General features: G+C 70.5%; 4 protein-coding genes, 1 tRNA gene and 1 rRNA gene. 1 reads left to right on the forward strand and 5 read right to left on the reverse strand.

Annotated elements, in window-relative coordinates:
* Positions 1-274: 274 nt before the first annotated feature.
* From ACIA8N_RS17340 to ACIA8N_RS17350, 3 genes are all read right to left on the reverse strand, one after another.
* Complete coding sequence (locus ACIA8N_RS17340) at positions 275-3,103, reverse strand: DNA translocase FtsK (RefSeq protein ID WP_365779239.1); 2,829 nt, start codon at positions 3,101-3,103, stop codon at positions 275-277.
* 126 nt (positions 3,104-3,229) lie between these two features.
* Complete coding sequence (locus ACIA8N_RS17345) at positions 3,230-3,901, reverse strand: response regulator (protein ID WP_030217595.1); 672 nt, start codon at positions 3,899-3,901, stop codon at positions 3,230-3,232.
* 294 nt (positions 3,902-4,195) lie between these two features.
* Positions 4,196-9,673 carry a HAMP domain-containing protein gene (locus ACIA8N_RS17350; protein WP_365779236.1) on the reverse strand — a complete coding sequence of 1,826 codons (5,478 nt, stop codon included), beginning with the start codon at positions 9,671-9,673 and terminating at the stop codon, positions 4,196-4,198.
* Between the two features lie 268 nt (positions 9,674-9,941).
* On the opposite strand from ACIA8N_RS17350, the gene ACIA8N_RS17355 reads away from it, so the two are divergent.
* Entirely contained in the window at positions 9,942-12,584 is a 2,643-nt protein-coding gene (locus ACIA8N_RS17355; RefSeq protein WP_365779234.1) for a SpoIIE family protein phosphatase, read from the forward strand.
* A gap of 100 nt (positions 12,585-12,684) precedes the next feature.
* Here ACIA8N_RS17355 and ACIA8N_RS17360 read toward each other — a convergent pair.
* Positions 12,685-12,757, reverse strand: a tRNA-Thr gene (locus ACIA8N_RS17360).
* Positions 12,758-12,761: 4 nt separating this feature from the next.
* Positions 12,762-12,878: ribosomal RNA gene (gene rrf, locus ACIA8N_RS17365) — 5S ribosomal RNA — on the reverse strand.
* Between the last annotated feature and the right edge of the window lie 138 nt (positions 12,879-13,016).

Here is a 13,016-nt window from a genome sequence, read left to right on the forward strand (position 1 = left end):
CTTTCGAGCGTGTAGCCACCTGCTGGACGTTCAGTCTATGGGTGGTACGAAAGGGTGGGGCAACCGGGCGGGTGCTGTTTGTACGCCATGAGGATGGGACATCCTTCTGTCCCTCCCTCCAACTTGACGTACGGCCAGGGGAAACGGTTGCCCTCCGTTCCCTTACGAGTGAGTCTCGGCCCGGTCTCGATCGGGTACCCCGCCGCCTCGCGCCCACGCCCACTCCGCCGCCGCTCCCCGGCCGCTCGACCTCCACTCGCCCGCTGTCCGCCCGCTATTCGCCCGGATGCGACTCCCCGCGGATGACGGCGAGCACCCCGTCCAACTCGTCGGGCTTGACGAGCACGTCACGTGCCTTCGAGCCCTCGCTCGGCCCCACGATGTTCCGGGACTCCATCAGGTCCATCAGCCGGCCGGCCTTCGCGAAGCCGACGCGCAGCTTCCGCTGGAGCATCGACGTGGAGCCGAACTGGGTGGAGACGACGAGTTCGGCGGCCTGGCACAGCAGGTCGAGGTCGTCGCCGATGTCCTCGTCGATCTCCTTGCGCTGCTTGGTGCCGACGGTGACGTCCTCCCGGAAGACCGGGGTCATCTGGTCTTTGCAGTGCTGCACGACGGCCGCGACCTCGGCCTCGGTGACGAACGCGCCCTGCATGCGGACGGGCTTGTTGGCACCCATCGGCAGGAACAGACCGTCACCCTTTCCGATGAGCTTCTCGGCACCGGGCTGGTCGAGGATGACGCGGCTGTCGGCGAGCGAGGAGGTCGCGAAGGCGAGCCGGGACGGCACGTTGGCCTTGATGAGACCGGTGACGACGTCCACGGACGGCCGCTGGGTGGCGAGCACCAGGTGGATGCCGGCGGCGCGCGCGAGCTGCGTGATGCGCACGATCGAGTCCTCGACGTCCCGGGGCGCCACCATCATCAGGTCGGCGAGCTCGTCGACGATGACGAGCAGGTACGGGTACGGGTTGAGCTCCCGTTCGCTTCCCTCGGGCAGCTTGATCTTGCCGTCCCGGATCGCCTGGTTGAAGTCGTCGATGTGCCGGTAGCCGAAGGCGGCCAGGTCGTCGTAGCGGAGGTCCATCTCCTTCACCACCCACTGGAGGGCCTCGGCGGCCCGCTTGGGGTTGGTGATGATCGGGGTGATCAGGTGCGGGATGCCCTCGTACGCGGTGAGCTCGACCCGCTTGGGGTCGACCAGGACCATCCGGACGTCCTCCGGGGTCGCTCTTATCATGATCGAGGTGATCAGGCAGTTGATGCACGAGGACTTGCCGGAGCCGGTGGCGCCCGCCACCAGGACGTGCGGCATCTTCGCCAGGTTGGCCATCTCGTAGCCGCCCTCGACGTTCTTGCCGAGCGCCACCAGCATGGGGTGGTCGTCCTCGGCCGCGGCGGCGAGCCGCAGCACGTCCCCGAGGTTGACCATCTCCCGGTCGCTGTTCGGGATCTCGATGCCGACCGCGGACTTGCCGGGGATCGGCGAGATGATCCGCACGTCGGGGGACGCGACGGCGTACGCGATGTTCTTGGTCAGGGCCGTGATCTTCTCGACCTTCACGGCCGGCCCGAGCTCGACCTCGTACCGGGTGACCGTCGGCCCCCGCGTGAAGCCGGTGACGGCCGCGTCGACCTTGAACTCGGTGAAGACGTTGGTCAGCGCGTCCACCACGGCGTCGTTGGCGGCGCTGCGCGTCTTGCCCGGCCCGCCCCGCTCGAGCAGGTCGAGCGAGGGCAGGGAGTACGTGATGTCGCCGGACAGCTGGAGCTGCTCGGCACGGGGCGGCAGATCCGTCGGCTCGGGCGCGGGCTTGGTCAGATCCGGTACGCCTCCGCCGGGCCGCTGGTCCCCACCACGGGCCGGCGGCACGGGAGCGGCCCCTGCCCCCGCTTCCCCCACCTCCCCGGCACTCTTCGCGGCGGCGGCCTTCGCGGCCTTCCGCTCGGCGGTGACGTCCCTGGTCAGGTCGGCGACGATCGGCGAGGGCGGCATCCCGTTGAGCACCGCGCCGTCGAGCGCGGCGGCGGCCGCCGCGGCGACGTCCACCGGGTCGAGACCGGGGTCGAAGGCGGGCCGCTCGGAGGGGCGCCGCGCCGCACGCCCGCGCCGCTCCAGCATCTCCTCCTCGGCCCGGTCCACGTCGTACGGCTCCGCCGGACCGGCCGCGCGGCGCCGGACGGGCCGGGGCCGCGGCCGCGCCTCCCGCCACTCCTCGTCGTACCCCTCGTACCCCTCCCGCTCGTCGCCGCGCTCCTCCGCCGGCTCGTACGCGGGTTCGACGATGCCGAGCCTGGCGCCGAGGGCGCGCAACCGCTGCGGGATCGCGTTGACGGGGGTGGCGGTGACGACGAGCAGCCCGAAGATCGTGAGCAGCACCAGCATGGGCACGGCCAGGACCTCGCCCATCATGAAGACGAGGGGCTGGGACGCGGCCCAGCCGATCAGACCGCCGGCGTCCTGCATGGCCTCGCTGCCGTCCCCGCGCCCCGGCGAACCGCAGGCGATGTGGACCTGGCCGAGGACACCGATGACGAGCGCGGAGAGGCCGATGCTGATCCGGCCGTTGGCCTCGGGCTTCTCCGGATAGAGGATCAGCCGCACACCGATCGCGCCCAGGAGCAGCGGTACGAGCAGATCGAGCCGGCCGAAGGACCCGGTCACCAGCATCTCGACGAGGTCGCCGACGGGCCCGCGGAGGTTGGACCAGGTGCCCGCGGCGACGATCAGCGCGAGGCCGAGGAGGAGCAGTGCGAGCCCGTCCTTGCGGTGGGCCGGGTCGAGGCCCTTGGCACCACGCCCTATCCCCCGGAACATCGCCCCCACCGCATGGGCGAGACCGAGCCAGGCACCGCGGGCGAGCCGGTACACACCCCCGGTGGGGGACGGCGCGGGCCTGGGCGCCGCCTTCTTCGCCGCCGTCTTCCGCGAGGGCGGCCGCTTGGCGGGCGCGGCCTTCTTGGCCGGTGCCTTCTTCGCGGGCGGCTTGACGGGGGGCTTCGCGGGGGCCGCTTTCTTCGCGGCGCCCGTCGTACGGCCGGCGCGCGGCTTTGCGGTGCCCGCCGTGCCCTGGGAACCCTTGCCGGACGTACGTGAAGCCATGGTGCCGAGGTTACCGGTGTGAGGACCGGCTGTCCGCCTCACCCGTTCGTGTCGCCCCTGCGGAGGCGCCGAGCTGACGTCGCATCACGGCGGATCGCGCCGCCGCGACGCCTCGGTGACGGCGGGTCAGCTCTGCGCGGGCAGCGTCGGCGCGGCGCCGGTGCCGGGCTCCAGCGCGTCCAGGGCCCGGCGCAGCCCGGTGAGCTTGCGCTCCAGATGCGCGGCGGTGGCGACGGCCGCCGCGTCGGCGGAGTCGTCGTCGAGCTGTTTGGACAGGGCCTCCGCCTGCTCCTCGACCGCCGCGAGGCGGGCGGACAGCTCGGCGAGCAGTCCGGCGGACTCCTTGCCGTGACCGCCCTCGCCGCCCTCCAACTGCAGCCGAAGCAGGGCGGCCTGCTCGCGCAGCTTGCAGTTCTTCATGTACAGCTCGACGAAGACGGAGACCTTGGCGCGCAGCACCCACGGGTCGAACGGCTTCGAGATGTAGTCGACCGCCCCGGCCGCGTACCCCCGGAAGGTGTGGTGGGGGCCGTGGTTGATGGCGGTGAGGAAGATGATCGGGATGTCCCGGGTCCGCTCCCGCCGCTTGATGTGCGCGGCGGTCTCGAAACCGTCCATCCCCGGCATCTGGACGTCGAGCAGGATGACCGCGAAGTCGTCCGTCAACAGCGCCTTGAGCGCTTCCTCCCCGGACGATGCCCGCACCAGCGTCTGATCGAGCGCGGAGAGAATGGCCTCCAGCGCCAGCAGATTCTCCGGCCTGTCATCGACCAGGAGGATCTTGGCCTTCTGCACCATGCCCCGTCCTCCTCGTCCCGGCAACGGCTCTCCCCGGCTCCCCGAACCAGGAGAAGCACCGGGCGCCGCCCCAGAAGACGACTCCCTAACGCCGTCCGTCCTTGTGCCGGTCATCGTAGCCGCACCCCGCCCGTCGCCACACCCTGTCACCGCGATGTCACTGTGCACGTACCTGAAACGCGGTGGGAGACCAGAAGGTTCCCCGTATCCCGGCCTCTCACACCCCCTTGGCGACAGTCCGTCAGCGAGGAGCCGCGGCCCGCGCGGCGCTGCCCGCGGGCCCCCGGAGCGGAGTCACTCCCCCCGCATCCACTGCTCCATCACCGACAACAGATGATCCGGATCGACCGGCTTGGTCACGTAGTCCGACGCACCCGACTCGATCGCCTTCTCCCGGTCGCCCTTCATGGCCTTCGCCGTCAGCGCGATGATCGGCAGCCCCGCGAACTGCGGCATGCGCCGGATCGCGGTCGTCGTCGCGTACCCGTCCATCTCCGGCATCATGATGTCCATCAGGACGATCGACGCGTCGTCGTGCTGCTCCAGGACCTCGATGCCCTCCCGCCCGTTCTCCGCGTAGAGCACCGCGAGCCCGTGCTGCTCCAGGACGCTCGTGAGCGCGAAGACGTTACGGATGTCGTCGTCGACGATGAGCACCTTCTCGCCGGAGAAGGAGAAGGTCCGGCGCGGCTCCGCCTCCTGCTCCGCCTGCTCGGCCGCCGGCTGCTGACCGTTCTGCCCCGGCACCGCCATCCGCGCCCCGGTCGCCTCCGCCGCCGCCTTCCGCCGGTGCCGGAACAGCGCCCCGGCCCCCGACCGCGCCTCCGTCCGCACGGGCGGCGGCGGGAAGTGCGGGAAGGGGTGGACGGCCCCGGCCGCCCCGTGCTCGGCATCCTGCGGATCGTCGGCGTCCTGCGTCCCCTGCCCGAAGGCACCTGACGGCAGCTCCGTCGGGCTCAGCGGCAGATAGAGCGTGAACGTCGACCCCCGGCCCGGCTCGCTCGCCGCGAAGATCTCACCGCCGAGCAGCCGCGCGATCTCCCGGCTGATGGAGAGACCGAGACCCGTACCGCCGTACTTCCGGCTGGTCGTGCCGTCGGCCTGCTTGAACGCCTCGAAGATGACCCTCATCTTGCTCGCGGCGATCCCGATCCCGGTGTCGGTCACCGAGAAGGCGATCAGGTCCGCCTCCGGGTCCCGCAGCGAGCCGGCCTCCAGGAGCTGCTCCCGGATCGACTGCGGCACGTCCGCCCCGGACGGCCGGATCACCAGCTCCACCGCGCCCGTGTCGGTGAACTTGACCGCGTTGGACAGCAGGTTGCGCAGCACCTGCAGCAGCCGCTGCTCGTCGGTGTGGAGCGTCGCCGGGAGCTCGGGCGAGACCCGCACCGAGAAGTCGAGCCCCTTCTCCGCCGTGAGCGGCCGGAAGGTCGCCTCCACGTAGTCGACGAGCTGGACGAGGGCGATCCGGGTCGGCGAGACGTCCATCTTGCCCGCCTCGACCTTGGACAGGTCGAGGATGTCGTTGATCAGCTGGAGCAGGTCGGACCCGGCTCCGTGGATGGTCTCGGCGAACTCGACCTGCTTCGGCGTCAGGTTCGTCTCGGCGTTGTCCGCGAGCAACTTGGCAAGGATGAGAAGCGAGTTGAGCGGGGTGCGCAGCTCGTGCGACATGTTCGCCAGGAACTCGGACTTGTAGCGCATGGAGACGGCGAGCTGCTCGGCCCGCTCCTCCAGGACCTGCCGGGCCTCCTCGATCTCGGTGTTCTTCACCTCGATGTCGCGATTCTGCCGGGCCAGCAGCTCGGCCTTCTCCTCCAGTTCCAGGTTGGAGCCCTGGAGCTCCTTCTGCCGGTGCTCCAGCTCGGCCGAGCGCTCCTTGAGCTGCGAGGTGAGCTCCTGCGACTGCTGGAGCAGCACCTCGGTCTTGGTGTTGACGCTGATGGTGTTGACCGTCGTCGCGATCAGCTCGGCGATCTGGTTGAGGAAGTCCCGCTGGATCTGTGTGAACGGCTGGAACGAGGCCAGCTCGATCACCCCGAGGACCTTGCCCTCGAAGAGCACCGGAAGCACGATCACGTGCGCGGGCGAGGCCTCCCCGAGCCCCGAGGAGATCTTCAGGTAGCCCGGCGGCACGTTGACCTGGATGGTCCGCTTCTCCTCGGCGGCCGTGCCGATGAGCGTCTCCCCGGGCCGGAACGAGGTCGGCATGGAACCGGTGGAGTACCCGTAACTCCCGCGCATCCGCAGCTCGTACGAGCCGTCGCCCTCGCCGACGAGTTCGGCGTCGCTGTGGGCGGAGCCCGTCGGCATGGCCACGAAGAAGGCGCCGTGCTGGGCCGAGACCACCGGCGTCAGCTCGCTCATGATGAGCGAGGCCACGTCGTCGAGGTCCCGCCGGCCCTGCATGAGGCCGGAGATGCGGGCCAGGTTGCTCTTGAGCCAGTCCTGCTCGTCGTTGGCGAGGGTCGTGTCGCGCAGGTTGGAGATCATCGTGTTGATGTTGTCCTGCAGCGCCTGGATCTCGCCGGCAGCGTCCACACCGTCGATCTTGACGTTGAGGTCGCCGCGGGTCACCGCGGTGGCGACGGCCGCGATGGCCCGCACCTGGCGGGTGAGGTTCCCGGCCATCTCGTTCACGGACTCGGTGAGGTCGCTCCAGGTGCCCTCCACGTCCCGGACGCGTGCCTGGCCGCCGAGCTGCCCGTCGGTGCCCACCTCGCGGGCCACGCGGGTGACCTCCTCGGCGAAGTTCGACAGCTGGTCGACCATCGTGTTGATGGTGTTCTTCAGTTCCTGGATCTCACCGCGCGCGTCGATGTCGATCTTCTTGGTGAGATCGCCCTTGGCGATGGCGGTGGTGACGGCCGCGATCTGCCGCACCTGGCCGGTGAGGTTGTCGGCCATCGAGTTCACCGACTCGGTCAGGTCCTTCCAGGTGCCGGAGACGCCCGGCACCCGCGCCTGACCGCCCAGTTCGCCCTCGGTACCCACCTCGCGGGCCACCCGGGTGACCTCGTCCGCGAACGACGACAGGGTCGTCACCATGGTGTTGACGGTCTCGGCGAGCTCGGCGACCTCGCCCCGCGCCTCGACCGTCACCTTCTTCGTCAGATCGCCGTTGGCGACGGCCGCGGAGACCCGGGAGATGTTCCGCACCTGACTGGTCAGGTTGTTGGCCATCAGGTTCACGTTGTCGCTGAGGTCCTTCCAGGTGCCGGTGACTCCCCGCACCCGGGCCTGACCGCCGAGGATGCCCTCGGTACCCACCTCGCGGGCCACGCGGGTGACCTCGTCCGCGAAGTTCGACAGCTGGTCGACCATCGTGTTGACGGTCGTCACCAGCTCCAGGATCTCGCCCCGGGCGTCGACCGTGATCTTCTTCGACAGGTCGCCCTTGGCGACGGCCGTCGTGACCTCGGCGATGTTCCGCACCTGGATGGTGAGGTTGTTGGCCATGAAGTTCACCGACTGGGTCAGGTCCTTCCAGGTGCCGGAGACCCCCTGTACCTCGGCCTGACCGCCCAGGATGCCCTCGGTACCCACCTCGCGGGCCACCCGGGTCACCTGCTCGGCGAAGTTCGACAGCTGGTCCACCATCGTGTTGAGGGTGTTCTTCAGCTCCAGGATCTCGCCGCGCGCGTCCACGTCGATCTTCTGCGAGAGGTCACCGCGGGCCACCGCGGTGGCGACCTGCGCGATGTTGCGCACCTGGGTGGTGAGGTTCCCGGCCATGCCGTTCACCGAGTCGGTCAGGTCCCGCCACACGCCGGCCACGCCGGGCACCTGCGCCTGACCGCCGAGCCGCCCGTCCGTGCCCACCTCGCGGGCCACCCGGGTCACCTGCTCGGCGAAGGCGGAGAGCTGGTCGACCATCGTGTTGATGGTGTTCTTCAGCTCCAGGATCTCGCCCCGCGCGTCCACGTCGATCTTCTGCGACAGGTCGCCCCGCGCGACGGCCGTCGTCACCTGCGCGATCTGCCGCACCTGCGAGGTCAGGTTGCCGGCCATGAAGTTCACCGAGTCGGTGAGCTCCCGCCAGCGCCCGGACACGCCGTCCACCCGCGCCTGACCGCCCAGCCGGCCCTCGGTGCCCACGTCACGGGCCATCCGGGTCACCTGGTCCGCGAAGGACGACAGCTGCGACACCATCGTGTTGACGGTGTTCTTCAGCTCCAGCATCTCGCCGGCCACGTCCACGGTGACCTTCTGCGACAGGTCGCCGTTGGCCACCGCCGTCGTCACCTGCGCGATGTCCCGCACCTGACCGGTCAGGTTGCGGAAGGCCGTGTTGACCGAGTCCGTGAGGTCCTTCCACGTCCCCGCAGCCCCCGGCACCTCGGCCTGACCGCCGAGGAGACCCTCGACGCCGACCTCACGGGCCACCCGGGTCACCTCGGAACCGAACGCGGACAGCTGGTCCACCATCGTGTTGACGGTGTTCTTCAGCTCCAGCATCTCGCCGGCCACGTCGACCGTGACCTTCTGCGACAGGTCGCCGTTGGCCACCGCCGTCGTCACCTGCGCGATGTCCCGCACCTGCGTGGTGATGTTCCGGAAGACCGTGTTGACGGAGTCCGTGAGGTCCTTCCACGTCCCCGCCGCCCCCGGCACCTGCGCCTGACCACCGAGCAGACCCTGCGCACCGACCTCGCCGGACACGCGGGTCACCTCGTCGGCGAACGTCCGCAGCGTCTTGGTCATCTGGTTGATGGTGTCCGCCAGCTGCGCGATCTCACCGCGCGCCGACACCCGCACCTTCTGCGACAGGTCACCGTTGGCGACCGCCGTCGTCACCTCGGCGATGCCCCGCACCTGGTTGGTCAGGTTGCCCGCCATCGTGTTGACGGAGTCCGTGAGGTCCTTCCACACACCGGCGACCCCGGCCACCTCGGCCTGACCGCCGAGCTCGCCCTCCGTACCCACCTCACGGGCGACGCGGGTCACCTCGGAGGAGAACGACGACAGCTGGTCCACCATCCGGTTGACGGTGTTCTTCAGCTCCAGCATCTCGCCGGCGACGTTCGCCGTGACCTTCTGCGACAGGTCACCGTCCGCGACCGCCGTCGTCACCAGGGCGATGTCCCGCACCTGCGCCGTCAGCCGGTTCGCCATCGTGTTGACCGAGTCCGTGAGGTCCTTCCACGAACCGGACACCCCGCGCACCTGCGCCTGCCCGCCCAGCTTCCCGTCAGTACCCACCTCGACGGCGACCCGGGTCACCTCTGAGGCGAACACCGACAGCTGGTCGACCAGGTTGTTGGCGGTACGAGCGACCTTCAGGAATTCGCCGCGCAGGGGCCGTACGGCCCCGTCGGCACCCTCCGAACGCAGGTCCATCCGCTGGTCCAGATCACCCTCGGCCACCGCCGAGAGCACCCGGCCCACCTCCGAGACCGGCCGGGCCAGATCGTCGACCAGCGCGTTCGCGGCCTCGATCGCCGCCGCCCACGCCCCCTCACTGGCACCCGCCTCCAGGCGCTCGGACAGCTTGCCCTCGCGCCCCACCACCCGGCGGACCCGCGACAGCTCGCCCGTCACATGCATCTGCCGGTCCGCGACCTCGTTGAACACGGCGGAGATCTCCGCCATGACCCCGTCGCCGGAGACCGTGAGCCGCCTGCGGAGGTTCCCGTCCCGCATCGACACCAGAGCGCCCAGAAGCCGCTCCAACGCCGCAGCGTCCACCTGCACCGTCCCCCCACGGGAACGCCCGCCCCTCGCGCGCGTACCGCTGCCTCCGCCGCGCCGCGCCGCCGTGCCAGGTTCCACCGTGTCCCTCCCGAAAGGGGTCGACCGTTCCGCTCCGGCTTCCGCCGATAGCCTGCCCAGTGTTTCACCGCCACCCAACCAGGCGATAACAGTTCGGCAGCTTCGCACAGCGTCCCTACCCCCGGGGGACGGAATCACCACGACCGGCATCCGCGCGCACCGAGAAGGTAAGTAACCTGGCTTCCGGCTGTCCAGCCGCCCCGGTCCGCCCGGCAGGGGCGGTGTGGTGTGCGCACGACCACCGGGCAGCGGGAGGGACAGACCGAGCATGGCAGAGCCGGGCGTCGAGACGCGTACGAGGAGTGCTGTGATCACCGCGCGGGCGACTGCCAGCTTCGAGCCCGTCGGGCGGTCCGTCGCGGCCGCCCGCGCCTTCGTCCGGGACACCCTCCAGGGCTGGGGCCACCCCGAACTCGTCGACGACGCCGTCGTCCTCACCAGCGAGCTCGTCACCAACGCCGTCATCCACGCCGGCACCGCCGCCGAGGTCCTCTGCCTCCGCGCCGACGACAGCATCCGCGTCGAGGTCGCCGACCGCTACCCCGAACGCGAGATCCCCGTCCAGGGCGGCCGCTCGCTCGGCAGCCCCGACCGTGAGAACGGCCGGGGCCTGCTGCTCTGCGCCGCCCTCGCCCACCGCTGGGGCGTGGACTACACCCCCACCCGCAAGCACGTCTGGTTCCACCTCGACCTCGCGCAGCGCCCGGTCGGCACCCGCTCCGCGGGCCCCGTCCTCCCCGACGCGCTCCTCCCGGTCACCGACAGCCGCGTCCGCGTCGCCGTCGTCCAGATCGACCGCGGCGGAGCCGTCACCGCCTGGAACGAGCACGCCCAGGACCTCTTCGGGTACGACCCCGAGCAGGTCACCGGCAAGCCCCTCGGGGACCTCGCCGCCTGGCCCCACACCCCCGGAATCGGCACCGGCCTCGCCGAGGCGCTGCGCCTCTCCCGCTGGGAGGGCAGCTACGGCATCCGCTGCGCCGACGGTCGCGTCATCCCCGTCTACGCCGCGCACCTCCGGGTCCGCGACGCCCAGGGCGAGCCCTCCACCGTCTGCCTCCTGGTACGCGAGCACGAGCGGGCCGTCCTCCAGACCCCGCACCGCCCCACCGCGGAGGGCTCCGAGAACCGGGCCGCCGACCCCTTCGAGGTCTTCATCGGCTCCCCCGCCCCCGACGACCTCGACGGCCTCCTCCAGCGCACGGTCGAACGCGCCCGCGACATGCTCGACGGCGACGCCGCCTTCCTGCTCCTCGCCACCGACGACGAGACGGAGCTGGAGGTACGGGCGACCACGGGCCTCCCGGCCGCCCGGCAGCGCTTCGCCCGCGTCCCCGTCGAGACCGGTGCCAGCCGTTACGGCTCCGCTCGGATGCCCGCGGTCCACGAGGACTTGGCCGCGGTCCCCGGCGCCGTCCCGCTCCTCGAAGGCACCGGCATGCGCTCGGTCGTCACCGTCCCCCTCAAGGTCGAAGGCCGTCTCACAGGCTCCCTCGGCGTGGCCGCCGAGTCCGCGAACCGCTACTCCAACGAGGAGGCCCTCCGCCTCCAGTTCGCGGCCGACCGCATCGCCCTCGCCGTCGAGTCCGCCCGCCTCGGCGAGCTCGAACGCCTGCGCCGAGGCTCCCTCAGCTTCCTCGTCGAGGCCTCCGACCTCCTCGCCGGCACCCTCGACCGCGACCAGACGCTGGCCCTGATGGCCCAGATGACGGTCCCGACCCTCGCCACCTGGTGCGCGGTCTACACGATCGCCGACCAGTCCTCCGACCCGTACCTCTCGTACGTGCTGCACGAGGACGAGGACCGCATCGACGGCCTGAAGGAACTGCTCTCCTCGATCGCCCCGCCCGACCCGGTGCCGACGCCGGGCGCCCGCGTCTGGACGGCACCCGCCGACGCCGCCCACCGGGCGGCGCTGAGCGCCTCGGTCCGCGCCCTCGACCACCCCACGAGCCCGCTCTCCTCCGGCATCGACACCACCCTGGCCACCGCGAGCACGGTCGCCGGCGAGACGGTCGTCCTGCCCCTGGTCGCCCGCAACCGGGTCATCGGCATGCTGACCCTCGGCCGGCCCTCGGACGACCACTTCCGCCAGGAGATCCTGGAGCTCGCCGAGGACCTCTCGCGCCGGGCCGCCCTGGCCCTGGACAACGCCCGCCTGTACTCGGAGCGCATGGCGATCAGCCAGTCCCTCCAGCGCAGCCTCCTGCCGCCCGGCCTCCCGGTGATCCCCGGCGTCGAGGTCGACGTCATCTACCGCGCGGCCGGCGAGGGCAACGAGGTCGGGGGCGACTTCTACGACCTCTTCCCGATCCGCGAAGGCGTCTACGGCTTCGCCATCGGCGACGTCTGCGGTACGGGCCCGGAGGCCGCCGCCGTCACCGGTCTGGCCCGCCACGCACTGCGCCTCCTGGCCCGCGAGGGCTTCGGCGGCCCGGCCGTCCTGGAACGGCTGAACGCGGCGATCCTCGACGAAGGCGCCCGCAGCCGCTTCCTGACCCTCCTCTACGGCGAGATGCTCCCGCAGGAGGACGGCTCCGCGATCCTCAAGGTCGTCTGCGCGGGCCACCCGCTCCCTCTCCGTCTCCGCCCGGACGGCACGGTCAGCCCCGCGGCCGAACCACAGCCGCTCCTCGGCGTCATGGAGGACCTGGAGCTGTACGAGCAGAAGATCACGCTCGACCCCGGCGACGTCCTTCTCTGTGTCACGGACGGCGTGACGGAACGCCGTGAGGGCACCCGCATGCTGGGCGACGACGGCCTGGCCGAAGTCCTCAAGACGTGCACGGGCCTCACGGCCGGCGCGGTCGCCTCCCGAGTCCTCCGAGCCGTGGAGCGCTTCGCCCAGGCCCCGGCCTCCGACGACATGGCCATCCTGGCGATGCGCCTCCGCGAACCGGACCCCCACTGACGACACCGGCGGTCCCGAAAGGGGACCGCCGGCCGGACAACTCCTGGAACCCAGGAACGCAAAAAGGCCCCCGCCACAAGGCGGGGGCCTTTTTACTTTGAGCCCTTTAACGGAATCGAACCGTTGACCTTCTCCTTACCATGGAGACGCTCTACCGACTGAGCTAAAAGGGCGGGTGTTCGGCGGCGTCCTACTCTCCCACAGGGTCCCCCCTGCAGTACCATCGGCGCTGAAAGGCTTAGCTTCCGGGTTCGGAATGTAACCGGGCGTTTCCCTAACGCTATGACCACCGAAACTCTATGAAGTTGGAACTCAACCGGCATACGGGAGTTCGTTACTTCAGAACTAACACAGTGGACGCGAGCAACTGAGGACAAGCCCTCGGCCTATTAGTACCGGTCAGCTCCACCCATTACTGGGCTTCCACATCCG

Source organism: Streptomyces sp. NPDC051822 (genome assembly GCF_044452745.1).
In the GTDB taxonomy this organism is placed as follows: Bacteria; Actinomycetota; Actinomycetes; order Streptomycetales; family Streptomycetaceae; genus Streptomyces.

Excerpts from the sequence above, each read along its gene's own strand:
- ACIA8N_RS17345 (WP_030217595.1), bottom strand. The coding sequence starts at position 3,901 with ATGGTGCAGAAGGCCAAGATCCTCCTGGTCGATGACAGGCCGGAGAAT.
- ACIA8N_RS17340 (WP_365779239.1), bottom strand. The coding sequence starts at position 3,103 with ATGGCTTCACGTACGTCCGGCAAGGGTTCCCAGGGCACGGCGGGCACC.
- ACIA8N_RS17355 (WP_365779234.1), top strand. The coding sequence starts at position 9,942 with ATGGCAGAGCCGGGCGTCGAGACGCGTACGAGGAGTGCTGTGATCACC.